Raw genomic sequence first — 23,634 nt, forward strand, 5'->3', positions numbered from 1 at the left:
TCAGGCGTCGACGCGCACGTTCTTGCCGACGACCGTGATCCCGGAATCCGTCACCGTGAATCCGCGGGCGAGGTCACGCTCGCGATCGACCCCGACGGTGGCTCCCGGCGCGAGTTCGACGTTCTTGTCGAGGATCGCGCGATGGATGCGAGCGCCCGAACCGACCCGGACGTAGTCGAAGAGCACAGAATCGGTGATCGTCGAGCCGCCCCCTGCGAGCGCCCACGGGCCGACGACGCTGCGCTCCAGATGGGTACCCGAGAGCACGGATCCGAGCGAAACGATCGAGTCGATCGCGTTGCCGATGCGCCCGACCGAGTCGCGCACGAACTTCGCCGGCGGGGAGTTCACCGTCTGCGAGTGGATGGGCCAATCCGTGTTGTACAGGTTGAAGATCGGGAGCGTTGAGATCAGGTCCATGTGCGCGTCGAAGAACGAATCGATCGTGCCCACATCGCGCCAGTACGCGCGGTCGCGATCGGTCGACCCGGGTACGTCGTTGCGCTTCATGTCGTAGACGCCCGCCTCGCCGCGTCCGACGAAGTACGGCACGATGTCGCCACCCATGTCGTGGTTCGACGTGGTCAGTTCGCCATCCGCCTCGACGGCCTCGATGAGAGCGTCCGCGTCGAAGATGTAATTGCCCATCGAGGCGAGTACCTCGTGGGGCGCATCCGCGAGGCCCTCCGGGTTCTGGGGCTTCTCGAGGAAGTCCCGGATGCGGGTCGGGTCGGCCTTGTCGACGTCGATGACGCCGAACTGGTTGGCGAGCGAGATCGGCTGACGGATACCGGCGACGGTCGCCCGGGCACCGGATTCGATGTGTGCGTCGAGCATTTGCCGGAAGTCCATCCGGTAGACGTGGTCGGCGCCGATCACGAAGACGATGTCGGGCTTTTCGTCGTTGATCAGGTTGAGGCTCTGCAGGATGGCGTCGGCCGAACCCGAGAACCATCGCTTGCCGAGGCGCTGCTGCGCCGGCACCGAGGTCACATACGAGTCGAGCATCGTCGACATCCGCCACGTTTGCGAGATATGCCGGTCGAGGCTGTGCGACTTGTACTGGGTCAGCACCACGAGCTGTCGCAACCCCGAATTTATGAGGTTCGAGATCGCGAAGTCGATCAAGCGATACTGCCCCCCGAAGGGCACCGCGGGCTTGGCTCGATCTGCCGTCAGTGGCATCAAGCGCTTACCCTCGCCGCCGGCGAGGATGATTCCGAATACCTTCGGCGGTGTAGCCATGCCGACAGACTATGCCCCACTTCCTGCGGCGACTAGCGTTGCAAGCATGCGCGTCGACATCGTCACCAAGGAGTATCCGCCTGAGGTATACGGGGGTGCCGGCGTTCATGTCACGGAGCTCGTGCGCGCGCTCCGAACCCGCATGGACGTGCGCGTTCGAGCCTTCGGTGCTCCGCGTGACGAAGCGGGTACGACGTCATATGCCGTTCCGGGTGAACTCGCCTCGGCGAACCCCGCCGTGCAGACGATGGGCGTGGATCTCGAGATCGTCGGGGATGTCGCGGGCGCGGATGTCGTGCACTCCCACACCTGGTACGCCAATTTCGCGGGCCACACGGCGTCGCTGTTGCACGGCATCCCGCACATCGTCTCGGCGCACAGCCTGGAGCCGCTGCGCCCCTGGAAGGCGGAGCAGCTCGGCGGCGGGTATGCCGTCTCCAGCTGGATCGAGAAGACGGCGTACGAGTCCGCCGCCGCGGTGATCGCTGTGAGCGGCGGTATGCGTGCGGACATCCTGCGCAGCTACCCGTCGCTCGATCCCGAAAAGGTGCACGTCATCTACAACGGCATCGACGTGGACGAGTGGGCGCCGCTCGATGATCCCGATCTCGCGCGCAGTCTGGGCCTTGACCCCGACCGCCCGTCGGTCGTCTTCGTCGGGCGCATTACCCGGCAGAAGGGGTTGCCGTACCTGCTCCGCGCTGCCGCCCTGCTGCCGCCCGACGTTCAGCTGGTGCTGTGCGCCGGTGCGCCCGACACTCCGGAAATTCTCGCCGAGGTCGAATCGCTCGTCCGGGGTCTGCAGCAAGAACGCGGCGGCGTGGTCTGGATCGACCGCGTGCTGCCGCGACGCGAATTGCGGGCGCTGTTGAGCGCCGCGACGACATTTGTATGCCCGTCCGTGTACGAACCCCTCGGGATCGTGAACCTGGAAGCCATGGCCTGCGGTGCGTCCGTGGTAGGAACGGCGACGGGCGGCATCCCCGAGGTCGTCGACGACGGCGTCACGGGTCGACTCGTCCCGATCGAACAACTGCAGGATGGTTCGGGTACACCCGTTGACCCCGAACGGTACGTGCGCGATCTCGCGGATGTCCTCACGGAGGTCGTCAGCGATCCGGCCCGAGCCGCGGAGTATGGGCGAGCGGGACGCGAACGAGCCGCCGCATCCTTCAGCTGGGATCGCATCGCCGCCGAGACCCACGACCTCTATACGCGCGTTGTCGGCGGGTAGGTTGTCGCTGCCCGATAGCGGGCGGATGGCCCGATAGGCTGGGGCAATGGCCGGGGTCCTGCAGTTCCATGATGTGGTCGTACGCCGAGACGGTCGCGACATTGTCGATCATTTGGACTGGAGCGTCGACGACGACCAGCGTTGGGTGATCCTCGGTCCCAACGGTGCGGGCAAGACGACTCTGCTCCAGCTCGCCGACACGGTGATGTATCCCACGAGTGGCGAGGTCCACGTGCTGGGGGAGCGCCTCGGGCGAACGGATGTCTTCGAGCTTCGCCCGCGTATCGGCTTCGCCTCGTCGGCCATGGCTCGCCGGATGCCCGCGGATGAGCGCGTGATCGATGCCGTCATGACCGCGGCTTTCGCCGTTCTCGGCCGGTGGCGCGAGGACTACGAAGACATCGACGAGCGCCGCGCGCTGCGCGTCCTCGCGGAATGGAACCTCGACCACCTCGCGGATCGCACCTTCGGGACGCTCTCGGACGGGGAGCAGAAGCGCGTCCAGATCGCGCGTGCCGTCATGACCGACCCCGAGCTGCTGCTGCTGGATGAACCTACCGCGAGCCTCGACCTCGGCGCCCGAGAGGAGCTTCTGACGCTCCTCGGCGGCTACGCCCAGGCGCCGACGACGCCCGCGATGGTCATGGTCACGCACCACGTCGAAGAGATCCCGGTCGGTTTCACCCACGTGCTGTTGATGAGGGATGGCTCGGCTGTAGCGTCGGGACCGCTCGAGGAAGCACTCACCGCCGAAAATCTGACCGAGACGTTCGGTCTGCCCATCAACCTGCGCTTCGACGAGGGCCGCTACACGGCCCGCGCCGCGGGCTGAGGCAACCGTCACAGGTCTCGTCTGATAAGATCGGTCCTTGGTGCCAACGCTGGATCGGCGCACCAGAGACTTCTTCTTCCGCACATCGCCGCAAGGAACACCCCATGAAGACTGCAATTCACCCCGACTACCAGGCCGTCGTCTTCCGCGACCTCGCCTCGGGCGAGACCTTCCTGACCCGCTCGACCGTGTCGAGCGACAAGAAGATCGAGCTCGACGGTGTCGAGTACCCGGTCATCGACGTCGAGATCTCGTCGGCCTCGCACCCGTTCTACACGGGCAAGCAGCGCATCATGGACTCGGCCGGCCGCGTCGAGAAGTTCAACCAGCGCTTCAAGGGCTTCGGCAAGTAACTTCGACGTCGCAACGACGTTCCGAAAGGCCTCGCTTCGGCGGGGCCTTTCGCGTTGCCCGCGGGTCAGGGCGAGATCAGAGCCTCAGCGGATGGGCCAGGCGCCGTCGAGCGTCTCGCTCGGCTCGAGGCGACCGACCTTGATGAAGTACTCGGTCAGGCTCTCGGCCTGCGCCCGTGCCCACGAGATCTGGCGCGTGTGCAGTTCGTGCTCGCTCAGGGGCAGTCGGTCGGCGTAGCGGGCGGCGATGGCTTGCGCCACGCGGCCCGCCGCGATCGCGTCGTCCGCCGCCGTGTGTGCCGCCTCGAGCAGCACGTCGTAGTGGGCCGCGACCGCGTCGAGCGTGCGCTTTCCCCGTCGGTACCGGTCGAACGTCTTGTCGACGACGAGCGGATCGATCACGGGTGAGGGCGCGAGGATCGGCTCGATGCCATGCCGCAGGGCCTCGTACTTCAGCAGCGAAAAATCGTAAGGCGCGTTGTAGGCCACGACGGGGATGCCAGCGTCGAAGATCGCCCGTAACTCGGTCACGATTTCGGCCACGACCTGCGCTGCGGGAAGCCCGTTCGCCCGGGCGAACGCGGTCGTGATGCCGTGCACGGCGGTCGCGCCCTCGGGAATGTCGATGCCCGGGTCGGCCATCCACGACCGCTGTCTCGTCACGGTGCCACTGGCGTCAAGAACCCCGACGTGGGCTGTCACGATGCGATCGGTCGTAACGTCTACGCCCGTCGTCTCGAGGTCGAACACACCCAACGTGGTCGACCAGCGCGGCGCAGCGGGGGCGAAGAAATCGTCGCCGAAGAGCGGCTCGGGAAGGACCTGCGACATGCCAACACGCTATGGCCCCGCACCGACATCGACCGCCAGGCTCACCGCGATGCCGGGTACCGCAACGCGGGGCGCCGCGCGGTCGTGGCCCGAGCCATCCGTAGACTCGCAGAGTGAGCGCCCCCCAGCCGTATGCCGACCTCTTGGCGGCGACACCCGTCGTGCGACGCGAGGTTCCGGTGGGCGGTGCGGTCACGGCCTACTGGGAGTACGGTCCGTCGGATGCCGAGACCACCGTGATCGCGGTGCACGGCTTCCGTGGTGAACACCACGGGCTCGAGCCGGTCGTCGCACACCTGCCCGGTATCCGCGTCATCTCGCCCGACCTCCCGGGTTTCGGCGAGACGCCGCCACTACCCGGCATCGAGCACGATCTCGCCGCCTACGTTAAGTGGCTGCGTGGGTTCGTCGATGCGGTCGCACCGGGTGCGATCATCCTCGGGCACTCGTTCGGATCGATCGTCGTGTCGGCGGCTGTCGCCGAGGGGATGCCGGCGCCATGCGTCATCCTCGTGAACCCGATCGGCGCCCCGGCGCTCGAGGGCCCGCGCGGCATTCTGACGCGGCTCGCGATCTTCTACTACTGGGCCGGGGCGCGCCTTCCTGCGCGCCTGGGTGACGCCCTCCTGCGCAACAAGGTCATCGTCCGCGTCATGAGTGTGTCGATGGCGAAGACGAAAGATCCCGAGCTGCGCGCGTTCATCCACGACCAGCACGACACGTACTTCTCGCGGTTCGCCGACCGAGACATGCTGCGCGACGCGTTCGTGACCTCGGTGTCACACGATGTGTCGGAGTTCGCCGCGCGCATCGTGCAGCCGACGCTGCTGATCGCGGCCGAGCGCGACGACATCACGCCGATCGAGGCCGAGCGTCGCCTCGCGCAGCTCTTCGCGGATGCCGAGCTCGTTGAGATCCCGAATGTCGGGCACCTGATCCACTACGAGACCCCGGCCGTGGCGGCCGAAGCGATCAGGCGCTTTCTCGATCGGCCTGACGCTTCCGGTACGCGATGACGTTCATGCGATTGCCGCAATTGCCCGTGTCGCAGTAGCGCTTCGAGCCGTTGCGCGACATATCGATGTAGACCGACCGGCAGTCATCCGCGTCGCACAGTCGAACGCGCGCGTACTCGTCCGAGCGGATGACATCGACGAATGCCATCGCGGCTTCCACCAGGATCCGTGTTGCGAGCGGCGCCTCGTCGGAGGTGGCGTGGACGTGCCAGTCGTAGTCGTCGTGGATGACCAGGCGGGGGAGCGCACCGCCATCGTCCAACATCGCGTTGACGAGGGGTACGGCGCCGTCGCGGTCGACGTCCCAGAGGGCACGCAGCCGACCGCGGATGTCGCGCATCTCGGCGAGCTCGGCCTCGTCGTGACGGATGCCTCCGGTGTACGGGTGCACCCTCAAGAATTCGTCGAGATCGGCGACGGTGGTGAGGGCGTCTTCGCCCTCGCTCGACGTGCTCGGGTGCGTATTCACCAGGTCTACCGTGGCGAGCAGGGCGGATCGGGTGTCATGGATAAAAACCATGTTGACTCCTGACGGTATTGTCTGAGAACATCAGTCAACCTCGTCATCAGTGTATGGCAGGTTTACTCCTGACATCCCTCTCGTGTGAAACGGACGCACATGGTCCAGAGCCTGACGGCCCCCCTGCCTACGACGAGCCCGGACCACCGCGCGATCGGCATCCTGACCGGGCTCGCCTCCGCGCTCGCGTTCGCGTCGAGCGGGCCGTTGCTCAAGCCGCTCATCGAGGCGGGCTGGTCCACCGGAGCCGCGGCGTCGGTTCGGATGGGCGGAGCGGCGATCGTCTTGTTGCCGGTCCTGATTCTTGCTCTCCGCCGTGACCCCGGCATCCTGCGTCGCAACGCTCTGATCATTGTGGGATTCGGTGCGACGGGTGTCGCCGGATGCCAGCTGTTCTATCTCGCTGCAATCCAACGGATGCCCGTCGGTGTCGCGCTGCTCGTGCAATACCTGGCGCCGGTTCTGCTGGTGGCACTCGCGTGGATTCGCACGCGTCGTGCGCCCGGCCGCCTTGTACTGCTCGGCTCGGCCGTGAGCATCGTCGGACTCGTCTTCGTGATCGACATCGGCGGCGCGACGTTCGACGCACTCGGCGTGCTCTTCGCCCTCGGTGCGGCCGTGTCGCTCGGCGGCTACTTCCTGTTGAGCGAGCGAGCCGGCGACGGGCTCCCCCCGCTCGTGCTCGCGGCCGCCGGCCTCGCGGTCGGTGCGCTCTTCTCGGGCGGCCTTTCGCTCGTGGGCGTATTGCCCTTCGCCGCGCCACCCGTCGACGTCATCCTGGGCGGGCTGACCGTCCCCTGGTACGTGCCGCTGATTTGGGTCGTGCTGATCGCGACGGCGCTCGCTTACGGACTGGGTGTGCTGGCGGTGACGCAGATCGGCTCGCGGGTGGCATCGTTCGTCGGCCTCTCCGAGGTGCTGTTCGCGATCGTGATCGCCTGGCTCGTGCTCGGCGAGCAACCGTCATCCGTTCAGGTGATCGGCGGTGCGCTGATCGTCGCGGGTGTTGTGTTCGTCCGGCTGGGTACGCCGTCGACGGTCGTACCCGTGCCTAACGTTCCTGTCGTGCCAAGTCCATGAGAGGGCGCAGCCGGTAGGGGATGACCTCACCCATGACGAGGGATGTCTCGGTGCGTTCGACGCCGGGGATGGCGAGGATGCGTGCGTCCACCTCGAACAAGTGCCTGGCGTCGCGGCAGGCGACATGGACGAGCAGGTCGACCTGTCCGCTCAGGCCGTAGGCCTGGATGATCTCGGGGATTTCGACGAGCTGGGGCGCGATCTCGGGCAGCTCTTTCTGTCGCAGCATGACCGAGATCGCAGCCTGCAGCGGGTACCCGATGGTGTGCGCCGCTATGGTCCGCTCGTAGGAGAGGAACACGCCGGCTTTCTCGAGCTTCGCCATCCGCGCCTGAACGGTATTGCGCGACAGGCTCAGGCGCTCGGCCAAAGCGACGACGGTCGCCCGGGGGTCGTCGGCGAGGGCGCTGAGAAGCGCGAGGTCGGCGTGATCGAGCTTGCCCATAGTCGGTGACTTTACCCGAATTCGACGCTCCGCTTTACGCATCCTGCTCAGCGGCTCCGAGTGGTGCTGAGCGAGCTGATGAGACTGCGTCGGCGCGGACTTAAACGCCCTACGTGATCTTCGGGTAGAAGAGTCCGAGGCCGTGCGTGGTGCCCACCCGGTAGGCGTCGGCATACGTCTGCGGCTCTGGCTCGGACCCGTCGCCGTACTTGGCGAGGAGGAGTCCGAGGAGCCCCTTTCCGGGCGGGCTCAGCGGTTTGTCCTTCTGCGACCCGTGTGCGAGGTCTTCGATCTCTTCTTCGTCGATCTGTCGAGGCAAGTACATGGGGTGCACGGTCGGCCACGACTTCGGATCGCGCGGTACCTCGAGATTCACGACGGGGAACAGGGTGTTGGCGCCCGCGTCGCGCCGTGTCAACGGCTCGAGACCGTGCAGCCGGCAGAGGGTGGCGATCACCGATCCGTGATGCATCTCGTCATGGACGATCGTTCCGGAGCGGGTGTAGGCCGACACGGCGATCGCGGGCACGCGTGCCCCGAGACGATCAAACCGAAAACCCATCTCGCCTTCGGGTGCATCGGCGTCCGGGGGCGTCGCGGCTGGCGGCGGAACGTGATCGTAGGTCCCGCCGTGCTCGTCGAAAGTGATCAGCAGAAGGGTGTTGAGCGCGTTCGAACCCTGAGGCGTCGCGCTCTTCTTGATCGCGTCGTAGACGTTGGCGACGAGCGCCTCGCCCGCGCGGACGTCCGAGATCGCGGAGTCCACCACCTCGGTGCCGTCGACCTCGCCGCTGCGAAGCGCGCCGAAGGGCGGGTGGAAGTCGTTGTGGTTGTAGATCATGCGCGGCTCGATGAACGCGTAGGCGGGCAGGGTGCCGTTCTCGGCATCCTGGTAAAAATCCGACATGTGCGCAAAGTGCTCGGTGCGCCAGTGCGTCTGGAGTACCGGCGCATGCATGACGCCCGTCAGCGAAACGAGCTGCATCTCGTCGAAGTAGATCTTCCAGCTGATCCCCGCGCGATCGAGGTGATTGAAGATCGTGTCACGGGGCGCCGCATCCAGCCACTTCTCGTAGCCGCCCCCGCCGCGGTTCGTGACGAAGCCATGGGATGTCGACGCGTGGAAGAACGAGCGGTTGCAGTAGGTCTGGCTGGGCACGGCCGCGAACCAGTGGTCGAAGACGGCGAACTCGCGCGCAAGAGTCGACAGGACGGGCAGCATCTCGGGCGAGAAGCCGCCCATGATCTGATTCGCCTCGTCCGCCGTCGGCTTCTTGCCCTTATGGAGCTCTTCGTAGTTGACGTGGTAGTCCTTCAGGAAGCCCTCCATGGTGGGCTTCGCGCCCGGCTTCGGGGCGTTGAAGGGTGAACTCATCGGGTTCTGCCAGAGCTCCGCGTTGGATGCGGGATCGACGGTGCCGAAGAGCTGGGTGTTGACGTGGGGGAACGCCTCGCCCGGATCGGGGTTCGGCTGGCCCATGATCACGTCGGTCGGGCCGGAGTAGACGTGCGCGGCGACCCGGTTCCCGGCCGGATCGGGGTTCGAATAATCGCCGAAGGCGAGGCCCTCGAAGGTTTCGCCCGGGGGAAGGTTTTCGGGGGTGTACAGCCAGCCCAGCAGATTGTCGAAGGAGCGGTTCTCGCCCATCAGAACGACCACATGATCGAAGCCGGGGACCTCGCGTGGGTCCAGAGCGCCGAATGAGTTCTGGTTGGCCAGAGAGCTCCCGATAGCTGCCCCCGCGGCACCGCCGGCCGCGCCGCCCACGAGGAAGCCGGCCGCAGCGATTCCACCCGCACGAAGAAACTCGCGGCGACTGCGGCCACGCTCCGTCTGTGCATCACGAGCGGGTGTCGGCTCGTCAGCGCTCTCGGGCGGGTCAGCAGAATCATTCACGGCATCCTCCGCGTTCAGGCTAGCGGCGGTTCCCGAGTCCGGGCTCAAACGCGGGTCTCCCGGGGGAAACCGTCGCGTGAGGCGCCTGCGTCATCCGTCGCGAGGCGGATGGCGCGGCCGTCGGGAGTGCCGCCGGGGTCGAGCTGGAATCGGAACGGGTAGCCGTTGGCGATTCGCTCGCCCGGTCGAGGGAGCGCGCCGTCGCTCGCCACACGCACGACCTCGAAGATGAGTGCGCCATGCGCGACGGCGATGATGGATGCCCCGGGCATGTCGCGTTCGACATCCGTCGCGATCTCGTCCAGGGCTCGCAATGCCCGTGCCCGCAGATCGGCCGAGGACTCGGCGCCCGGGATCAGGTCGCGCTCGGCGGAGCCGAAGAGTGTCGGAACCTCGGCGACCAGTGCCCCCTCGGCCTCACCGTAGCCCCGCTCACGCAGGCCCGGATACTTCCGCGGACCGGGCACCCCGAGGGCGTCGGCGATGATCTGGGCCGTCTCGACCGCCCGGGACAGGTCGCTCGAGACCATCACCACCGGGCAGGCGTCCGCGAGTTCGATGCGGAGCAACTCTCCCGCGGCGCGTGCCTGCACGCGGCCGGTCTCGTTCAGGGGAATATCGCTCAGACCCTGGATACGGCGCTCGCGGTTCCAGTCCGTCTCACCATGGCGGAGGAGGATCAGATCGGTCACGACTCCGAGCCTACGGCCAGGAGTCAGCGGGTAGCCGCGAGTCCAGCCGCGAGTGCGCCGAGTACTTCGCTGGTTCCGGCGTCGATCTTGAGGGTCGCGCGGTTGTCGGCGCGGGTAGCGCCGCGGTTCACGATGATCACCGGAAGCCTTCGCCTGCGCGCCCGTTCCACCAGGCGGATGCCCGAGTTCACGACCAGCGATGAACCCGCGATGAGCAGGGCCTGGCTGGTCTTCAGCAATTGCTCGGCCTCGCGGAACTTCTCCGCCGGGATGAACTCGCCGAAGAACACCACGTCGGGTTTGAGGAGCCCGTCGCAGACCGAGCAGTCCGGAACGATGAACCCATCGGTGGACGAGGGAAGGACATCGCCGTCGGGCCCGAGCGGGATGTTCTCGGGCATCGTGACCCAGGGATTGTCGATCTCGATGCGTTCGGAGATATCTCGCCGGTCGAAGACCTGCCCGCAGTGTGTGCAGAACACACGACGCATCGTGCCGTGCAGTTCGACGACCCGGCCGCTGCCCGCGCGCACGTGCAGACCGTCGACGTTCTGTGTCACCACGCCCGTGGCGAACTCGTCTGCCTCGAGCCGGGCGATCGCTTCGTGACCCGCGTTGGGTTGAGCGCTCGAAAACGCATGCCAGCCGAGGTGTCCGCCGAGCCAGTAGCGGCGCCGCGCCGACTCATCGGCCATGAACTGCTGGGCCGTCATGGGCGAGCGGACGGGGGCGCCGTTGCCGCGGTAGTCCGGGATTCCGGAATCCGTGGAGACTCCGGCGCCCGTGAGTACGGCGACCCTGCGTCCGCTCAGCGTGGCGACCACGCGGTCTACCAGCGCGGTCGTCGCGGAATCCAACTCCGAGACAGACGTCATCGTGCCTCCTCGCCGTAAGTGTAGGCGTCGAGGTTTTCCGGCAGGTTACGGAGAGCGGGTCGTGCGAACGGGCTCCCTCGGTCCGACGCGGTGCGAGGATGGATGTCGTGAGCGCAACTCCCGCAGATGTGAACCTCGTCGTCCTCTACGCATCGCCCGCTGCATCCGGCGGGCCGGAACACGTCGAAGTGCCCGTCGCCTACGACGCGCTCCTGCTGGCCAGCTTCGGCGGGCCCGAGGGGCAGGACGATGTGATCCCGTTCCTGCGGAACGTGACGCGCGGACGAGGCATCCCCGACGAGCGACTCGAAGAGGTCGCGCATCACTACCGGCACTTCGGCGGGATCAGCCCGATCAATGCGCAGAATCGTGAGCTGAAGGTGAAGCTCGAGGCCGAGCTCGCCCGGCGCGGCATCGATCTGCCGGTCTACTGGGGCAACCGCAACTGGGCGCCCTACCTCGATGAGGCCGTCATCGCCGCGGAGGCCGCGGGGCACCGCACACTGCTCGCCCTCGCCACGAGCGCCTACAGCTCGTTCTCGAGCTGCCGTCAGTACCGCGAGGACTTCGCTCGCGTGCTCGACGAGACGGGCCTCGGGGGAACGGTGACGATCGACAAGATCCGCCAGTTCTTCGACCACCCCGGTTTCGTGGCCCCGTTCGTCGCCGGCGTGCGCGACGCGGTCGCCGGGTTCCTCGCGGATGGAATCGCGCCGGGCGAGATCCGGGTGCTGTTCTCCACGCACAGCGTGCCGATGGACGACGCGCGGCGATCCGGCCCGCGCGACGGGGAGTGGGGTGAGGGCGGCGCCTATGAGACCCAGCACCTCGCGGTCGCCGCATACGTGATGGCGCAGATCGCGGAAGAGATCCCGGATGCTGCCGATGTTCCGTGGCAGCTGGTCTACCAGTCCCGTTCCGGCCCGCCCTCGCAGCCGTGGCTCGAGCCCGATGTGTGCGACGTCATCGAGGGACTTCCCGCAGAGGGCGCGCGCGCCGTCGCGATCGTGCCCCTCGGCTTCGTGAGCGACCACATGGAGGTGCTCTGGGATCTCGACACCGAGGCGATGGATGCCGCGGCGGAAGCGGGTCTCGCTGCCGTTCGCACCCCGACCCCCGGTGTCGATCCGGCGTACGTTGCCGGCCTGGTCGACCTCATCGAGGAGCGCCTGAAGGGAACTCCGACGTCCGAGCGCCCGCACGTCACCAAACTGGGGCCCTGGTTCGATGTGTGTCGCCCCGGGTGCTGCGAGAACATCCGTGCGGGATTCAAGCCCGCAGCATCCGGGATCGCGCCCTGACCGCTCGCCTTGCGGCCCGTCCCTAGGATTGAGCCCATGCGCATCCATATCGCCACCGATCACGCGGGACTGGAGTTCTCCACCCGCCTGCAGCACCACCTGAGCGATCAGGGCCACGACGTCGTGGACCACGGCCCCCTCGAGTACGACGCCCTCGACGACTATCCGGCGTTCTGCATCCGAGCCGCCCAGGCGGTCGTCCGCGACCAGGCCGATGGCGTCGACACGCTCGGCATCGTCTTCGGCGGTTCCGGCAACGGAGAGCAGATCGCGGCGAACAAGGTGCAGGGCGTCCGTGCCGCACTGGTCTGGAACGTCGCGACCGCGGAACTCGCGCGCGAGCACAACGACGCCAACGTGATCGCGATCGGTGCGCGCCAACACACGTTCGAAGAGGCCGCGAAGTTCATCGACATCTTCATCGCGACCCCTTTCACGTTCGGAGAACGGCACGTGCGCCGCATCGGCCAGATCGCCGCCTACGAGGCGGACGGTTCGCTCCTGCCCGATCCGCGCGCCACCTCGCCCGAGAACGGCCGGGCGGGAGAGAACCGCGGGGGCGAAGACATCGACGCCTTCGATCCCGAGGCTGGCTGATGCCCGAAGGACACTCCGTCCACCGCATCGCGCGCCAGTTCGAGCGGAACTTCGTCGGTCAGCGCGTCTTCGCGTCGAGCCCGCAGGGGCGATTTGTCGAGGGTGCCGCGGTCTTGGACGGCCGGACGGCGACGGATGTGCGGGCCGTGGGTAAGCAGATGTTCCTCGAGTTCGAGGAAGACCTGTGGCTGCGCGTGCACCTGGGGATGTACGGGGCATGGGACTTCGCGGGTGAGATCGTCGTGGACCCGACGATCGCCGCGGCGAACGGACGCATGGGGCAGACGAATCAGCGAGGGACGGAGTTGGATGCCCCGGTCTTCGACGACCCCGTGTTCGATGCAGCCGGCGAGAACTCGTTGACCTCGATCGGCGCGCCGCGTCGTGCTCGGGTGCACGTTCGCATGTCGGAGCAGACCACGGGGCTCGCGGACGAGGGCTCCGAGTGGCCACCGCCCGTGGTGGGACAGGTGCGCCTTCGCCTGATGACCCAGGTGACGTGCGCGGACCTCCGCGGCCCGACCGCGTGCGCCCTGCAGACGCCCGAGGAAGTCGCGGCGACGATCGCCAAGCTCGGCCCCGACCCCCTCGTGGATGACCTCGCCGAGGGCGAGGAGCGCTTCGTCGCCGCGGTACGCAAGAAGCCGACCCCGATCGGGCTACTGCTGATGGACCAGTCGATCGTCAGCGGTATCGGCAACGTGTACCGCGCCGAGATGCTCTTTCGCGCGCGCCTGAATCCGCACACGCCGGGACGTGACGTGCCGGAAGAAATCGTGCGCGAGCTGTGGCGCGACTGGACGCATCTGCTCGCGATCGGTGTCGAAACCGGCCAGATGATGACGATGGACGACCTCGACCCCGACTCGTACCGCCGCGCCATGGCGCACCGCGACGATCGGCACTGGGTGTACCACCGGGCGGGCCTGCCGTGCCGCCTCTGCGGCACTGAGATCGTGCTCGAAGAGGTCGGCGGACGGAAGCTCTACTGGTGCCCGCAAGACCAGCGCTGACGCGTATCGGTCCGGCTCCGCTGTCACAGATCGACCCTCGCGCGTGGTCCCGACGTCGTTCTGTGACAGCGGAACGCAAGGCACGCCCGCCGATCTAGGCTGGGCGGGTGCGCCAGAACCCCTCCTTCGCGATGACCGACGTCGGCGAGCTGCGACGGCTCGTGGATCAGAACCCGTGGGTCACGCTGGTCAGCGACACCGCCGACGGGCTGGTCGCATCGCACTACGCCGTGATGCTCGATCCGTCGCGCGACGACCTGACCATCGTGGGGCACGTCGGCAAGCCTGACGACCTGATCCATGGACTGGGTGAGCGTGAGCTGCTCGTCGTCGTACAGGGACCGCACGGCTACATCTCGCCGTCTTGGTATGGCAGCGTTTCATCAGGACCTGTCGCGAGCGTCCCGACCTGGAACTTCGTCTCGGCGCACCTGACCGGAGTCCCCGAAATCCTCGATACCGACGAGAATCTGCGCGTTCTCGACGCGCTCGTCGACCGGTTCGAGTCGCGGATGCCGGAGCCCCGGGGCATGTGGCAGCCGCCGAACGATCCCGCCTTCATCGAGCGTCTCGAACGGGGCACCGTCGGGTTCCGTCTGACACCGACGCGGGTCGTCGCGAAGCGCAAGCTCAGCCAGAACCGGCCGGGTGACGTCGTCGAGACGATCATCGCCGAACTTTCGGAGGGTGGGGCGCATCCGAACCCGCCGCTCGCCGCCGAGATGCGTCGGGCGCGCGACGCGCAGGCAGCGGCCGCGAAATCCGTCGGGACATCGGCCACAGCCGATCAGCGAAGCGGGGGCGATCCGTCGTGAACGTGGGTGAAACCGTCGGGGTGATAGCGAACGCGCGCATCGTCGGCGCCGCGATGCCTCTACCCCTGGGCGACGATCCGCACGATGTCGTACTGGCGGGCGGGCAGATCGTCGACATCGCGCCTGCCGGAGCGTTGAAGCATCCGGCATCCGTGGCCGTGCTCGACGCGGATGGCGGGTGGCTCATGCCCGGGTTGTGGGATCACCACGTGCATCTCACTCAGTGGGCGCTTCGGGCCGCCCGCGAACCGCTCGACCACGCGCGCTCGGCGGCGGAGGCGGCGCGGATCATGGCGGCGGCACCGATCCTTGCCGATGGACGCCGCGTCGGCACGGGATACCGAGACGCGCTCTGGGCGGATGAGCCCGAACGCCTGCTGCTCGATGCCGCGACGGGCGATGTCCCGACGTACCTCATCAACGCTGATGTGCATTCCGTGTGGCTCAACACGGCGGCTCTGCGTCGCGAGGGACACGACCCGTTCGGCTCGGGTGTCCTGAGGGAGCTCCCGGCCTTCGAGATTTCGCGACGCCTCAACCTGGTCGACCCCGACCGCGGCGATGCCCTCGTCGATGCAGCGGCGCGCGGGGCGGCGACACGGGGGATCGTCGGTCTGGTCGACCTGGACATGGCGTGGAACGAGGATGCCTGGGCCCGCCGTCTGGCGGCTGGTTTCGATGCGCTCCGCATCCGGTTCGGGATCTACCCGGCAGATCTCCCGCGCGCCGTGGCCGAGGGACTGCGCACCGGCGATGCCGTTCGCGGCTCGGCATCCGATCTGGTGCGCGTCGGGCCCTTCAAGGTGATCACCGATGGCTCACTCGGCACCCGGACCGCGGCTTGCTCGCACCCGTACCCCGGCACGCACGGCGACCATGGTGTGATGACCGTCCCGCCCGAGGAACTACTGGAGCTGATGAACGTCGCAACGGCAGGGGGGCTGGAGTCCGCGGTGCATGCGATCGGCGATGTCGCCAACTCGCACGCCCTGGATGCGTTTGCCCGGACGGGCGCGGTCGGCACGATCGAGCACGCGCAGCTACTCGCCCACGCCGACCTGCACCGCTTCGCGCGACTTGGGGTGGCGGCCAGCGTGCAGCCCGCCCACGCGGTCGATGACCGCGACATCGCCGAGCACGAATGGGCGGCGCAGACCGCGCTGGCGTACCCCCTGCGTGCGTTGGCCGACGCGGGCGCCGAGCTGCGGTTCGGATCGGATGCCCCGGTCTCGGCGCTCGACCCCTGGACCGCGATCGCGGCGGCCGTTTACCGGACGAACGACGACCGGCCGGCCTGGCACCCCGAGCAGTCGGTGCCATTCGAGTTGGCGCGCGCGGCGTCGACCGAGCGCGGATCGGGACCGGATGCCGTGGGCATCGAACCCGGCGCGGTCGCTGACCTCGCCCTGTGCGAGGCGGATCCCCGAGTCGCTGACGGCGCGGGACTGCGCGGCATGCGCGTCGCCGCGACGATGATCGCGGGCCGGCTCACGCACCGGGCCTGAGGCATCCGCTCGCCTGTTCGCGCGCTGCGCCGTCTCGCTCGCCCGCCTCACCCACTGAGAGGACGCAACATGCCGTGCGTAAGCTCGGGGGCACGGCATGTTGCGTCCTCTCGGCGCAGGTTCTGGGGTTTCTGATCCGCGCGGGCCGCACGAGAAAGGGCCCCCGGTTTCCCGGAGGCCCTCGCATCTGCGCCTGAGGCGCGGGGGTCTTACTCGCTGACGTGAGCGAACAGGAACCAGCGGTCCTTCTCGAGGCCACGCTTGATCTCGATCGCGACGTCCTGGCTGGTCAGGTCGACCTCGTCGAGGCCGTCGATCGCCGCCTGCACGTCGAGCAGGATGGCGTCCATGTCGGCGATGATCGCGGGGATCACGACATCCGACTTGGCGAATCCTGCGGGAACGCCGGTCGCGCCCGCCTTGGTGGCGACGGCGGCGACGCGTGCGTCGATCGGCAGGCCGAGCGCGACGATCCGCTCGGCGGCCAGGTCTGCCCAGCCGCCCGCGTTCGCGACCACGGTGTCGAGCAGTTCGTGGACACCGATGAAGTTGCTGCCACGCACGTGCCAGTGCGCCTGCTTGCCGTTGATCGTCAGGGCCTGCAGGCCGAGGACGACGGGGGAGAGGAACTGGGCGGCGGCAGCCGACACATCGGGGTCGCTGACGGTTGTGGAAACGGTCTGAATCTTCGTCATTTTGGTCCCTCCGGCCGCGATGTTCGCGGCGACTCTGGGGTAAACGCTACTCAGCCTCAGACATTCCGCAAGCAAGCTGAGGCTCGGCTTAGTGGCGGAATCACGCGGCAATGGCGGGCATCCGACGCGCGAGCAGGTAGCGTCGTCTGGTGCCCTCCGCAGACCATGAACTCGGCCCGCAGAATCTGGGCGCTCCGTCGCAGATGCTCCGACGCGAACGGCGGGATCGTTCGCCCGAACACGCAGAGCCCTCGCGTTTCATCCCGCACGTCCAGGGATTGCGGGCGATCGCCGTGCTGTTCGTGGTGCTCTACCACTTCTGGCCGGGTCGTCTCTCGGGCGGATACGTCGGCGTCGACGTGTTCTTCGTCATCTCCGGGTTCTTGATCACCGGTCACCTCATGCGCGAGCTCGAGGCGACGGGCGGCGTGCGACTCGCGCAGTTCTGGGCCCGCCGGGCGCGGCGTCTCCTGCCCGCGTCGTTGTTGGTTCTGCTGTTCTGCGCCATCGTCGTGGCCTCGCCTTACCTGTTCCCCCTGTCGGCGCTGCCGAACGAGATTCGCGAGATCATCGCGTCGACCTTCTATGTCGAGAACTGGTATCTGGCCTTCGCTTCCACGGACTATCTGGCGCTCACGGGGGAGCCGACTACGGTCCAGCACTACTGGTCGCTGTCGCTCGAGGAGCAGTTCTACGTCCTGTGGCCGTTGATCATGCTGCTCGCGGCATGGCTCGGTGTGAAGTTCTTCCAGGGCGCTCGGCGGCGCGCGATCATCACGACGCTCGGAGTCGTGACCCTCGCATCCTTCGTCTTCTGCGTGATCTTCACGATCACGAACCCGGCGCCGGCCTACTTCATCACCTTCACCCGCATGTGGCAGTTCGGGGTAGGAGCGCTCATCGCCCTGGTCCCGATGCTGCGAATCCGCAACGCGATCGGCAGCTTCGTGCTCGGGTGGGCCGGAATCGTCGCGCTGCTGTACGCCGCATTCCAGTTCGACGGACAGACGCCGTACCCCGGGTACATGGCCCTCGTGCCGACGCTCGGTGCCGCTGCCGTGATCGCCGCGTCGAACACCACGCGGTGGTGGTACCCGACCCGCGTCCTGTCGATCCGTCCCGCGCAGTTCGTCGGGGACATCTCATACAGCCTCTACCTGTGGCATTGGCCGCTGATCGTGATCGCGCCATCCGTCCCGTTCTGGGGCTTGACGATCTACCACCGTGTCGCGTTGCTCGCGCTGTGCTTCGTGCTCGCCTGGCTCACCAAGAAGTTCGTCGAGGATCCGGCGCGGGCCTGGAAGGTTCTCACGAAGCGCCCGCCGCGCGTGACGCTCTGGGCGTCGCTCGTCGCGATGATCCTGGTGGGCGCGACGGCGGCCGGCGCATGGGCGATCAACGCGCCCGCATACCGCGAGGGTGTTGCGGCGATCGAGCAACTCCGTTCCGACCCGCCCGAGTGCTTCGGCGCGGCGAGCGTGCTCGATCCAGCCTGTGCCGACGTGGACTTCGGTGACCAGGTGCTACCCGCGCCCGGTTTCGCGGCCGCGGACTTGCCCGCGGACGAACAGTGCTTCGTGCAGCTGAACGATTCGCGAGCCGTCACCTGCGAATTCGGATCGGATGCGGCGGATGCGCCCCGTGTTGCGCTCATCGGCGACAGCCACGCGTTCCAGTTGCTGTCGACGTTCGAGCGCATCGCCGACGAGAACGGATGGCACCTCACCACGCTCTTCAAGGGCGCTTGCCCCTGGAGCACCACGCCTCTGTCGACGCCCGGTGCGTTCGGCGCTGCGTGCGCCGATTGGCGGGAGAACGCGGTTGAGGTGCTCGACAACGGCGACTTCGATGTCGTCTTCACCGCGGGACTTTCGACCACGCCCTACTCCTCTGCGGGGTACGACAGTGTCCACGATGCCGCCGTTGCCGGGTACCGCGAGGCATGGAGCGGGATGCTCGACCGGGGCATTCCCGTCGTCACCGTCGTCGACAACCCGGTGTGGGAAAACGACCCGAACAAGTGCCTGCGCACCCAGGGTGTCGGCAATTGCGACGGTGCCCGTGACGAACTGCTGACCGACCAGGATCCGCTGAAGGATGCCGCGGAAGGCACAGCGGGGGTCACCCCGCTCGACTTCACCGACGTGTTCTGCGACGACACGACGTGCTTCCCGGTCGTCGGCGGGGCCAATGTCTACCGCGACGAGGATCACCTGACCGTGTCGTTCCTCGACTCGCTCGCTCCGCATTACACCTCTGCGCTGCGGGACGCGATCGAGGCCGGGGTGCCGGGATAGCGGACCGATCATGGGTGCCACGGGCATCGGGCCCGAGGTCGTAGGGTCGGATTCATGACCGTTTCACCCGAGGCATCCGTCTTGTCCGTCGCCGGACGTACCCCGTCGCTCGATGAGTCCGCGTTCGTTGCGGCCGGAGCGCGTGTCGTGGGAGCCGTGAGGCTCGATGAGGGCGCGAGCGTTTGGTACAACGCGATCCTGCGTGCAGACCGCGACACGATCACGATCGGCGCGGGCAGCAACATCCAGGACAACGTCTCGGTGCACGTCGACAGCGGTCATCCGGTGACGATCGGCCGCGACGTTTCGGTCGGTCACAATGCCGTGGTGCACGGCTGCACGATCGGGGACGGGTCACTGATCGGTATGGGCAGCGTCGTGTTGTCGGGTGCCGTGATCGGTGCCGGATGTCTCATCGCGGGCGGTGCCGTGGTGCTCGAAGGCACGGTCGTTCCGGATGGCTCGCTCGTCGCGGGCGTGCCGGCAAAGGTTCGGCGGGCTCTGACCGACGAGGAGCGTGCCGGTCTGCTGCGGAACGCCGAGGTGTACGTGATGCTCTCCGCCGAACACGCGGACGCTGCGCCGGCCTGAGGCCTCCCACGGGCGAACGTCGGAGCGATGGAGGGGCTGACGAGAATCGTCCCCACCGCCCCTCCACCCGTCGCTGCGCGACGCGCGGAGCCTCTGGCGGCGTGGGCCCACCACCGTTCGCTTCCCCACAACACGATTGCCCCGCCGCTCGGCCTGCGGCCGAACATCGGGGCGATGGAGGGGCTGACGAGAATCGAACTCGCATCATCTGTTTGGAAGACAGAGGCTTTACCACTAAGCTACAGCCCCGAATTTCGGCGGAATTATGCCGAAAAATGGTGTATTCAGTTGTTGGTCCATCCACCGCGGTGAGGCGCGGCATCCGAAAGTCTACCGGAACGCGGAGGCGGTGCTGTCAGGGTCGTCGGGTCGGACGGGTCACTTCGACAGGCTCAGTGACCGAGGGTGCCCGATTCAGCAACCGAGGGTGCCCGGTTGATCGCCGAGGGTGCCCGATCAGCAGACGTGAGACCGCGGGTAGCTTGGCCGCGACGGCGCGGTGAGTGACTCGGCTAGACTCTTGGGGGTCGTTTCGTACCCGCGTTGACGCGCGGGGCCACCCCGGGGCGTAGCTCAGCTTGGTAGAGCGCCCGCTTTGGGAGCGGGAGGCCGCAGGTTCAAATCCTGTCGCCCCGACGGACGATCCACACAGACCCTGACCCGCAGCGCAATCGCGCGTGCGATCAATCACGAGGAGAACAACCAGCATGGTGAATAGCACCGTCGAGCAGCTCAGCCCCACGCGCGTGAAGCTGCACATCACGGTCACGCCCGAGGAGCTGAAGCCCAGCATCTCGCACGCCTACGAGCACATCGCCGAGGACATCCAGGTCCCCGGCTTCCGCAAGGGCAAGGTACCCGCCCCGATCATCGACCAGCGTGTCGGCCGCGGTGCGGTCATCGAGCACGCCGTCAACGAGGCGCTCGATCGCTTCTTCCGCGAGGCAGTGAGCGAGAACAACGTCCGCGTTGTGGGTCGCCCCTCCGCCGACATCGTCGAGTGGCCGAGCGACAAGGACTTCTCGGGAGACCTCAAGGTCGAGGTCGAGGTCGACGTTCGCCCCGAGGTCACGCTGCCGCCACTCGAGGGCATCACCCTGACGGTCGACGCCGTCGAGGTCGACGAGTCCGCGATCGACGAGGAGCTCGACCGCCTGCGCGGCCGCTTCGGCACGCTCATCACGGTTGATCGCCCCGCCAAGACCGGTGACTTCGTCGAGCTCGACATGGTCGCCACGATCGACGGCGCCGAGATCGACCGCGCCGGTGGCGTGTCGTACGAGGTCGGCTCGGGCGAACTGCTCGAGGGCATCGACGAGGCCATCGACTCGCTCACCGCGGGCGAAGAGACCACGTTCCGGTCGAAGCTCGTCGGTGGCGACCACGCCGGCGAAGAGGCCGAGGTCGTCGTTTCGGTCACCGCCGTCAAGGAGCGCGAGCTGCCCGAGGCAGACGACGACTTCGCGCAGATTGCGAGCGAGTTCGACACCATCGCCGAGCTTCGCGAGAGCCTGAGCGAGCGCGTGGGCCAGCAGTCGGCCTTCACGCAGGGTTCGGCCGCCCGCGACAAGCTGATCGAGACGCTTCTGGAGCAGCTCGACATCCCGGTCCCCGCGCAGCTCGTCGAGGACGAGGTGCACACGCACCTCGAGGGCGAAGGTCGCCTCGAAGACGACGCGCACCGCGCCGAGGTGACCGAAGCGAGCGAGAAGCAGTTCCGCACGCAGGTCGTGCTCGACAAGCTCGCCGAGGACGCCGATGTGCAGGTCTCGCAGGAAGAGCTGAGCCAGTACATCATCCAGTCCGCCGCGCAGTACGGCATGGCTCCGCAGGAGTTCATGCAGGCGCTCCAGCAGGGCAACCAGCTGCCCGCGCTCGTCGGTGAGGTAGCCCGCAACAAGGCCCTCGCGGTCGCGCTCGGCAAGGTCACCGTCGTTGACACCAACGGCAAGCCCGTCGACCTGTCTGGCTTCATCGCCGTGGACGATGAGGAACTGGATGAGGACGAGCTCGAGGCCGAAGAAGAGGTCGTCGAAGAGGCCGAAGAGATCGCGGATGCCGCCGCCGAGGCGGACGCCGTGATCGAGGCCGAAGAGGCCGAGAAGAAGCCCGCCAAGAAGGCCCCCGCGAAGAAGGCTCCGGCCAAGAAGGCCGCGGCCGAGAAGGCTGCCGCCGACAAGGCCTGATCGCCACAGCGAAACACGAAGAGGACGGATGCCCCGAGGCATCCGTCCTCTTCTGTTTCACCGGCTGCGCGCCCCGCCGTTGACGAAACACCCCATTTGGGACGAAACACCCTGTGGCGTGGGGTGTCTCGCCGCAATCGGGGTGTCTCGGCGCGGAATGGCTTCTGTCGGGCCCCCAGATCGAACCAATCGGGAACCCGCGGGGGAGCGCGCCGCGATACCCGCTCTGCCCAGGGCGAACACGGGCGAAGCCGCCGATCCGCGCCGGTAGATTCGTCGCAGACGTACAACGAATGGGAGCAACGATGGCCGAACCATTGATGGCAACGAGTGTCTTCGACAGGCTGCTGAAGGACCGCATCATCTGGCTGGGATCCGAGGTGCGTGACGAGAACGCCAACGAGATCTGCGCCAAGATCCTGCTGCTCGCCGCGGAAGACCCCGACAAGGACATCTTTCTCTATGTGAACTCACCCGGTGGATCGATCACCGCCGGCATGGCGATCTACGACACGATGCAGTTCGTGCCGAACGACATCGTCACGGTCGGCATCGGTATGGCGGCCTCGATGGGCCAGCTGCTGCTCACGAGCGGTACCAAGGGCAAGCGCTACATCACGCCCAACGCGCGTGTGCTGCTGCACCAGCCCCACGGTGGCTTCGGCGGCACCTCGAGCGACATTCAGACGCAGGCTCAGCTCATCGTCTCGATGAAGAACCGCCTGGCCGAGATCACGGCAGCGCAGACGGGCAAGTCCGTCGAGCAGATCAACGAAGACGGTGACCGCGACCGCTGGTTCACCGCCGATGAGGCCCTCGAGTACGGCTTCGTCGACCACATCCGCGCGCACCTTTCCGACGTCACTGGTGGCGGCGGAACGGCTATCTGAGCCATCCGAAGGACAGACAAGGAAGCATGAATATGGACATCCCCACCTTCGGCTCGGCCGCGGCACAGGGTCTCGCGCACCGCGGAATCCAGGCCCCCGGATCGCGCTACATCCTGCCCCAGTTCGAGGAGCGCACGGCCTACGGCTACAAGCGCCAGGACCCGTACAACAAGCTGTTCGAGGACCGCGTCATCTTCCTGGGTGTCCAGGTTGACGACGCCTCGGCGGATGACGTCATGGCCCAGCTTCTGGTTCTTGAGAGCCAGGACCCCGACCGCGACATCATCATGTACATCAACTCACCCGGTGGCTCGTTCACCGCGATGACGGCGATCTACGACACCATGCAGTACGTGTCGCCGCAGATCCAGACCGTCGTGCTCGGCCAGGCGGCCTCCGCCGCGGCCGTGCTGCTCGCGGCCGGCGCTCCCGGCAAGCGTCTCGCTCTGCCGAACGCCCGCATCCTGATCCACCAGCCCGCTATGGGCGAGGCGGGTCACGGGCAGGCGTCCGACATCGAGATCCAGGCTGCCGAGATCCTGCGCATGCGCACCTGGCTCGAGGACACGCTGGCCAAGCACAGCAACAAGAGCCGCGAAGAGGTCAACCGCGACATCGATCGTGACAAGATCCTGAGCGGTGTCGACGCTGTCGCGTACGGCCTCGTCGACCAGGTTCTGACGACACGCAAGCGCGTTCCCGCGGCACTCACAAAGTAGTCCGT

General features: G+C 67.2%; 23 protein-coding genes and 2 tRNA genes. 16 read left to right on the forward strand and 9 right to left on the reverse strand.

Features of this window, described 5'->3' with window-relative positions:
* Entirely contained in the window at positions 1–1,245 is a 1,245-nt protein-coding gene (glgC, locus tag CGU34_RS02065; RefSeq protein WP_036295964.1) for a glucose-1-phosphate adenylyltransferase, read from the reverse strand.
* A 46-nt stretch (positions 1,246–1,291) separates the two neighbouring features.
* On the opposite strand from glgC, the gene glgA reads away from it, so the two are divergent.
* The 3 genes from glgA (at position 1,292) to CGU34_RS02080 (ending at position 3,664) form a co-directional block, all read left to right on the forward strand.
* Positions 1,292–2,479, forward strand: coding sequence for a glycogen synthase (gene glgA / locus CGU34_RS02070; protein ID WP_100813104.1), 1,188 nt, complete (start codon positions 1,292–1,294; stop codon positions 2,477–2,479).
* Positions 2,480–2,525: 46 nt separating this feature from the next.
* Positions 2,526–3,311, forward strand: a complete 786-nt coding sequence (locus CGU34_RS02075; RefSeq protein WP_036295969.1) for an ABC transporter ATP-binding protein — start codon at positions 2,526–2,528, stop codon at positions 3,309–3,311.
* A gap of 104 nt (positions 3,312–3,415) precedes the next feature.
* A complete protein-coding gene (locus CGU34_RS02080; protein WP_036295971.1) occupies positions 3,416–3,664 on the forward strand; it encodes a type B 50S ribosomal protein L31 in 249 nt (82 codons plus the stop codon).
* 84 nt (positions 3,665–3,748) lie between these two features.
* Here the strand turns inward: CGU34_RS02080 and CGU34_RS02085 are convergent, their stop codons facing one another.
* Positions 3,749–4,495, reverse strand: coding sequence for a 3'-5' exonuclease (locus CGU34_RS02085; protein WP_081766156.1), 747 nt, complete (start codon positions 4,493–4,495; stop codon positions 3,749–3,751).
* Positions 4,496–4,608: 113 nt separating this feature from the next.
* Here CGU34_RS02085 and CGU34_RS02090 point away from each other — a divergent pair, with 113 nt between their 5' ends.
* On the forward strand, positions 4,609–5,511 hold the full coding sequence (locus CGU34_RS02090) for an alpha/beta fold hydrolase (protein WP_100813105.1): 903 nt from the start codon (positions 4,609–4,611) through the stop codon (positions 5,509–5,511).
* Here CGU34_RS02090 and CGU34_RS02095 read toward each other — a convergent pair.
* On the reverse strand, positions 5,468–6,031 hold the full coding sequence (locus CGU34_RS02095) for a CGNR zinc finger domain-containing protein (RefSeq protein ID WP_036295977.1): 564 nt from the start codon (positions 6,029–6,031) through the stop codon (positions 5,468–5,470). The two genes, CGU34_RS02090 and CGU34_RS02095, sit on opposite strands and share 44 nt — an antisense overlap.
* 99 nt (positions 6,032–6,130) lie before the next feature.
* Between CGU34_RS02095 and CGU34_RS02100 the strand changes: the two genes are divergently transcribed.
* Positions 6,131–7,111, forward strand: coding sequence for an EamA family transporter (locus CGU34_RS02100; RefSeq protein WP_051513039.1), 981 nt, complete (start codon positions 6,131–6,133; stop codon positions 7,109–7,111).
* On the opposite strand, the gene CGU34_RS02105 is transcribed toward CGU34_RS02100, so the two are convergent.
* The 4 genes from CGU34_RS02105 to CGU34_RS02120 form a co-directional block, all read right to left on the reverse strand.
* The gene (locus CGU34_RS02105) at positions 7,083–7,556 is read right to left on the reverse strand and encodes an Lrp/AsnC family transcriptional regulator (RefSeq protein WP_036295980.1); all 474 of its coding nucleotides are present in this window, start codon (positions 7,554–7,556) and stop codon (positions 7,083–7,085) included. The genes CGU34_RS02100 and CGU34_RS02105 overlap by 29 nt on opposite strands.
* Positions 7,557–7,665: 109 nt before the next feature.
* The gene (locus CGU34_RS02110; RefSeq protein ID WP_100813106.1) at positions 7,666–9,453 is read right to left on the reverse strand and encodes an alkaline phosphatase family protein; all 1,788 of its coding nucleotides are present in this window, start codon (positions 9,451–9,453) and stop codon (positions 7,666–7,668) included.
* Positions 9,454–9,497: 44 nt separating this feature from the next.
* A complete protein-coding gene (locus tag CGU34_RS02115) occupies positions 9,498–10,145 on the reverse strand; it encodes a histidine phosphatase family protein (RefSeq protein ID WP_100813107.1) in 648 nt (215 codons plus the stop codon).
* A 23-nt stretch (positions 10,146–10,168) separates the two neighbouring features.
* Complete coding sequence (locus tag CGU34_RS02120) at positions 10,169–11,020, reverse strand: Sir2 family NAD-dependent protein deacetylase (RefSeq protein WP_036295984.1); 852 nt, start codon at positions 11,018–11,020, stop codon at positions 10,169–10,171.
* Positions 11,021–11,118: 98 nt separating this feature from the next.
* On the opposite strand from CGU34_RS02120, the gene CGU34_RS02125 reads away from it, so the two are divergent.
* From CGU34_RS02125 to CGU34_RS02145, 5 genes are all read left to right on the forward strand, one after another.
* On the forward strand, positions 11,119–12,321 hold the full coding sequence (locus tag CGU34_RS02125; protein WP_051513041.1) for a ferrochelatase: 1,203 nt from the start codon (positions 11,119–11,121) through the stop codon (positions 12,319–12,321).
* Between the two features lie 36 nt (positions 12,322–12,357).
* A complete protein-coding gene (locus CGU34_RS02130) occupies positions 12,358–12,918 on the forward strand; it encodes a ribose-5-phosphate isomerase (RefSeq protein WP_036295987.1) in 561 nt (186 codons plus the stop codon).
* A complete protein-coding gene (locus tag CGU34_RS02135) occupies positions 12,918–13,931 on the forward strand; it encodes an Fpg/Nei family DNA glycosylase (RefSeq protein WP_036295990.1) in 1,014 nt (337 codons plus the stop codon). The genes CGU34_RS02130 and CGU34_RS02135 overlap by 1 nt, the downstream gene beginning before the upstream one ends.
* A gap of 107 nt (positions 13,932–14,038) precedes the next feature.
* Complete coding sequence (locus tag CGU34_RS02140; protein WP_036295993.1) at positions 14,039–14,746, forward strand: FMN-binding negative transcriptional regulator; 708 nt, start codon at positions 14,039–14,041, stop codon at positions 14,744–14,746.
* Positions 14,747–14,799: 53 nt separating this feature from the next.
* Positions 14,800–16,251 (forward strand): amidohydrolase, encoded by a 1,452-nt coding sequence (locus CGU34_RS02145; RefSeq protein ID WP_100813211.1) that lies wholly within the window; start codon positions 14,800–14,802, stop codon positions 16,249–16,251.
* 209 nt (positions 16,252–16,460) lie between these two features.
* Here the strand turns inward: CGU34_RS02145 and CGU34_RS02150 are convergent, their stop codons facing one another.
* Entirely contained in the window at positions 16,461–16,946 is a 486-nt protein-coding gene (locus CGU34_RS02150; protein WP_036295999.1) for a Dps family protein, read from the reverse strand.
* A gap of 149 nt (positions 16,947–17,095) precedes the next feature.
* On the opposite strand from CGU34_RS02150, the gene CGU34_RS02155 reads away from it, so the two are divergent.
* Positions 17,096–19,243, forward strand: coding sequence for an acyltransferase family protein (locus CGU34_RS02155; RefSeq protein ID WP_100813108.1), 2,148 nt, complete (start codon positions 17,096–17,098; stop codon positions 19,241–19,243).
* A gap of 54 nt (positions 19,244–19,297) precedes the next feature.
* On the forward strand, positions 19,298–19,834 hold the full coding sequence (locus CGU34_RS02160; protein WP_036296005.1) for a gamma carbonic anhydrase family protein: 537 nt from the start codon (positions 19,298–19,300) through the stop codon (positions 19,832–19,834).
* Between the two features lie 175 nt (positions 19,835–20,009).
* Here CGU34_RS02160 and CGU34_RS02165 read toward each other — a convergent pair.
* Positions 20,010–20,083: transfer RNA gene (locus CGU34_RS02165), tRNA-Gly, on the reverse strand.
* A 313-nt stretch (positions 20,084–20,396) separates the two neighbouring features.
* On the opposite strand from CGU34_RS02165, the gene CGU34_RS02170 reads away from it, so the two are divergent.
* The 4 genes from CGU34_RS02170 to CGU34_RS02185 all read left to right on the forward strand — a co-directional run bounded on the left by CGU34_RS02170 (position 20,397) and on the right by CGU34_RS02185 (position 23,629).
* Positions 20,397–20,470: transfer RNA gene (locus CGU34_RS02170), tRNA-Pro, on the forward strand.
* A 71-nt stretch (positions 20,471–20,541) separates the two neighbouring features.
* The gene (tig, locus tag CGU34_RS02175; RefSeq protein WP_100813109.1) at positions 20,542–22,020 is read left to right on the forward strand and encodes a trigger factor; all 1,479 of its coding nucleotides are present in this window, start codon (positions 20,542–20,544) and stop codon (positions 22,018–22,020) included.
* 305 nt (positions 22,021–22,325) lie between these two features.
* On the forward strand, positions 22,326–22,910 hold the full coding sequence (locus tag CGU34_RS02180) for an ATP-dependent Clp protease proteolytic subunit (protein ID WP_100813110.1): 585 nt from the start codon (positions 22,326–22,328) through the stop codon (positions 22,908–22,910).
* 32 nt (positions 22,911–22,942) lie between these two features.
* Positions 22,943–23,629: an ATP-dependent Clp protease proteolytic subunit gene (locus CGU34_RS02185; protein WP_100813111.1), complete on the forward strand. Its 687-nt coding sequence runs from the start codon at positions 22,943–22,945 to the stop codon at positions 23,627–23,629.
* Positions 23,630–23,634: the final 5 nt, after the last annotated feature.

Origin of the sequence: Microbacterium lacus (assembly GCF_002812805.1) — a bacterium.
GTDB lineage: Bacteria > Actinomycetota > Actinomycetes > Actinomycetales > Microbacteriaceae > Microbacterium > Microbacterium lacus_A.

Coding starts and splice junctions, on each gene's coding strand:
- glgC (WP_036295964.1), bottom strand. CDS start 1,245: ATGGCTACACCGCCGAAGGTATTCGGAATCATCCTCGCCGGCGGCGAG.
- glgA (WP_100813104.1), top strand. CDS start 1,292: ATGCGCGTCGACATCGTCACCAAGGAGTATCCGCCTGAGGTATACGGG.
- CGU34_RS02075 (WP_036295969.1), top strand. CDS start 2,526: ATGGCCGGGGTCCTGCAGTTCCATGATGTGGTCGTACGCCGAGACGGT.
- CGU34_RS02080 (WP_036295971.1), top strand. CDS start 3,416: ATGAAGACTGCAATTCACCCCGACTACCAGGCCGTCGTCTTCCGCGAC.
- CGU34_RS02085 (WP_081766156.1), bottom strand. CDS start 4,495: ATGTCGCAGGTCCTTCCCGAGCCGCTCTTCGGCGACGATTTCTTCGCC.
- CGU34_RS02095 (WP_036295977.1), bottom strand. CDS start 6,031: ATGGTTTTTATCCATGACACCCGATCCGCCCTGCTCGCCACGGTAGAC.
- CGU34_RS02100 (WP_051513039.1), top strand. CDS start 6,131: ATGGTCCAGAGCCTGACGGCCCCCCTGCCTACGACGAGCCCGGACCAC.
- CGU34_RS02105 (WP_036295980.1), bottom strand. CDS start 7,556: ATGGGCAAGCTCGATCACGCCGACCTCGCGCTTCTCAGCGCCCTCGCC.
- CGU34_RS02120 (WP_036295984.1), bottom strand. CDS start 11,020: ATGACGTCTGTCTCGGAGTTGGATTCCGCGACGACCGCGCTGGTAGAC.
- CGU34_RS02125 (WP_051513041.1), top strand. CDS start 11,119: ATGGATGTCGTGAGCGCAACTCCCGCAGATGTGAACCTCGTCGTCCTC.
- CGU34_RS02130 (WP_036295987.1), top strand. CDS start 12,358: ATGCGCATCCATATCGCCACCGATCACGCGGGACTGGAGTTCTCCACC.
- CGU34_RS02135 (WP_036295990.1), top strand. CDS start 12,918: ATGCCCGAAGGACACTCCGTCCACCGCATCGCGCGCCAGTTCGAGCGG.
- CGU34_RS02145 (WP_100813211.1), top strand. CDS start 14,800: ATGCCTCTACCCCTGGGCGACGATCCGCACGATGTCGTACTGGCGGGC.
- CGU34_RS02150 (WP_036295999.1), bottom strand. CDS start 16,946: ATGACGAAGATTCAGACCGTTTCCACAACCGTCAGCGACCCCGATGTG.
- CGU34_RS02160 (WP_036296005.1), top strand. CDS start 19,298: ATGACCGTTTCACCCGAGGCATCCGTCTTGTCCGTCGCCGGACGTACC.
- tig (WP_100813109.1), top strand. CDS start 20,542: ATGGTGAATAGCACCGTCGAGCAGCTCAGCCCCACGCGCGTGAAGCTG.
- CGU34_RS02180 (WP_100813110.1), top strand. CDS start 22,326: ATGGCCGAACCATTGATGGCAACGAGTGTCTTCGACAGGCTGCTGAAG.
- CGU34_RS02185 (WP_100813111.1), top strand. CDS start 22,943: ATGGACATCCCCACCTTCGGCTCGGCCGCGGCACAGGGTCTCGCGCAC.